This is a genomic window from Aquimarina longa SW024 (assembly GCF_001401755.1).
GTDB classification, from domain to species: Bacteria; Bacteroidota; Bacteroidia; order Flavobacteriales; family Flavobacteriaceae; genus Aquimarina; species Aquimarina longa.
Window position 1 is genome coordinate 1 of sequence record NZ_AVQK01000081.1, and the last position, 2,570, is coordinate 2,570.

The 2,570-nt window shown below is 34.4% G+C and carries 2 protein-coding genes; both read right to left on the minus strand.

Annotated elements, in window-relative coordinates:
- Positions 1 to 113 precede the first annotated feature (113 nt).
- Positions 114 to 845 (minus strand): IS21-like element helper ATPase IstB, encoded by a 732-nt coding sequence (gene istB, locus N456_RS08900; RefSeq protein ID WP_062056056.1) that lies wholly within the window; start codon positions 843 to 845, stop codon positions 114 to 116.
- A gap of 12 nt (positions 846 to 857) precedes the next feature.
- A complete protein-coding gene (gene istA, locus N456_RS08905) occupies positions 858 to 2,432 on the minus strand; it encodes an IS21 family transposase (protein WP_240315509.1) in 1,575 nt (524 codons plus the stop codon).
- Positions 2,433 to 2,570 lie beyond the last annotated feature (138 nt).

Consider the following 2,570-nt stretch of genomic DNA (forward strand, 5'->3'; position numbering starts at 1 on the left):
GTATATTCCAGCTATATTGCCCCACTAAATCCAGCTCAAGCTGAGCAGTGTTTTTAAGGTGCAGATTTGAGTTATTTTTTGTTAAACATATGGATTAATTTTTACATTATTTATTATTGTTTGTTTCTTTTTCTTCTCATAGATTCACCTTTTAATTCGATCCTATGTGCATTATGGACAAGCCTATCCATTATAGCATCAGCTACGGTTTTTTCACCGATTACTTCGTACCATTGATTTATGGGTAATTGAGAAGTTAAAATTATTGCTCCTTTTTCGTGTCTGTCTTCAATGATTTCAAGCAATGCCATTCTATTTTGCTTATCGAGAACTTGTAGTCCAAAATCATCTAATATAACAAGGGTGTGCTTTTCTATTCGTGACATTTCCTTAAGATATGATCCATCAGCTTTTGCCATTTTTAATTTAGCTAACATTTTATTAGTGTTAAAATAAAGTACTCTATATCCTTCAATGCAGGCTTGATGTCCTATAGCAGTAGCCAAATAACTTTTTCCTACACCTGTACTTCCAGTAATGAGTACATTTTCTGATTTTTTAATAAACTCAAATTCAGTTAATCGATGAATTTGATCCCGGTTAAGTTCTCTTTGGTCAGAGAAAACGATATTTTCTATCTGTGCTTTATATCTGAATCTAGCATACTTAATGGTTCTTTCTATCCTTCTATTTTGTCGATCGTCCCATTCAGATTCAATGAGATGACTAATCAATTGATCTAAACTATAATGATCTAATTTTCCTGTTTCTATAATACTTTTAAAAGCATCATGCATACCATAGAACCTAAGATGTTTTAACTTTTGTAATGTGATACTATTCATAATTAATATAATTTATTGGTAATAATCTTTTCCTCTGATATTGTCGTGTGAAGGGAGGTTTTCTTGTTGCTCGTCGTTATCTAATCGATCCAAGCCTTTTTCCAGTATATTTAGAATGGGTCTATATCCATATAATTCATAATCAAGGGCTCTTTGACAAGCTCCAACCAAACGTTCTTTGCCTACTTTCTTTTGTAAAGAGAGGATTCCCATACACACTTTATAAGCTTGTTCCGGATGTTTCTTCTTTTCTAATACTTTAGAGATGTATATTTCTACAATACGATCAATAGAAGCAGCCCAACTCATAAAGCGTTGCGGTGTCCAATCTGTCATAAACTGATGTGCGGAAGCTAGGTGTTCTTTAATGGTAGAATAATTAAACTGGCTTTTCACTCTAGGGTGAACGGCAATACGATTGTATTTATAAAAGATTTCTACGGATTTGGTCGAGTAAACAATCTTGACTTTTTTGCCTATATATTGATAAGGTACACTGTAATAGTGCTTATCTTCCCCAAGACAAACATGCCCGTTCATGATTACTTTGACAACAGTTTGTTTTTTGATCTCGAAGCGCTGCTGAGGCAAAATACCAAGAGTATGTGCTTCGATTTCTTCAAAAAGAAGTCTTCGTGAATAAGCTCTCCCACTAAAACAAATACGGTTATGAAAGTTTAATTGCTCTTTAATAGCTTGATTCAATTCTTCAAGAGAATGGAATACTTCATTTCGTAATGGACTATAGATACGGGTATAGAGGATTTTTACAGTGATTTCAGCCAACGATTTATCTCTTGGTTTTCTTGAGCGTGCAGGTAGAACTGTAGTGTCATAATGTTCAGAAAAATCTAAAAGAGTATCATTTATTTGAGGCTCATAACGATCACTTTTAGTGACTGCTGATTTTAAATTATCAGGAACGATTGCTCTTGGTACACCTCCAAAATAGTGTAATGAATTCTCAATAGATTGTATGAAATCATGCTTCTTTTGACTTAAAGTAGCTTCTGCATAGGTAAGTTGACTCGCTCCTAAAACAGCTACAAAAAACTGAACTTCTTGTACTTCTCCTGTTTCCAGATCAACTATCTGAAGCGTTTTACCAGCGTAATCAATATACAGCTTGTCCCCAGCCTTATGGTCCATGTGCATGGTAGGCTGTACACAAGACTGTAATTGCCAATTTTTGAACTTTTCATAAAAGGTAGATCTACCTACAGCGTTAGGGTATTTTTGATAATACTCATACCATAACTGGAATCTGGTAACACCGGTGCGTTTGAGCTCTTTTTCTGCATATTTAAAATAAGAATGTAAGGCCTCTTCTCGGGGACTAACTATCTTTTTTTGAAATTTAACCAGTAGAGATTCTAACTCAGTATCACTTAATTCTTCTAGCTCTTCAAAGCTCAATCGAATCGATATAAAACGATTGATATACTTCTTTACGGTATTACGAGATAACCGTAAATAATCACTAATAAAGCGTTTACTCTTACCTTCTGTATGAAGGCGTATTACTGTTCTTAATTTATTCATAGTTATTGAAGTTCCTGCCATAATTGCTACGATTTTAAGTAACATAATACAGCTTTCAATAACTCAACTTTACACCTTAAATCAAGTGGGTCAGATTAATCTGGATTAGACGGGTCAACATCACCTGGATTAGGCGGGTCACGATGACTCGGATTGGGTGGGTCAACATCAATGGATTATACA

Bases quoted from the DNA above. Each gene is read 5' to 3' on its own strand.
- istB (WP_062056056.1), bottom strand. From the start codon at position 845: ATGAATAGTATCACATTACAAAAGTTAAAACATCTTAGGTTCTATGGT.
- istA (WP_240315509.1), bottom strand. From the start codon at position 2,432: ATGTTACTTAAAATCGTAGCAATTATGGCAGGAACTTCAATAACTATG.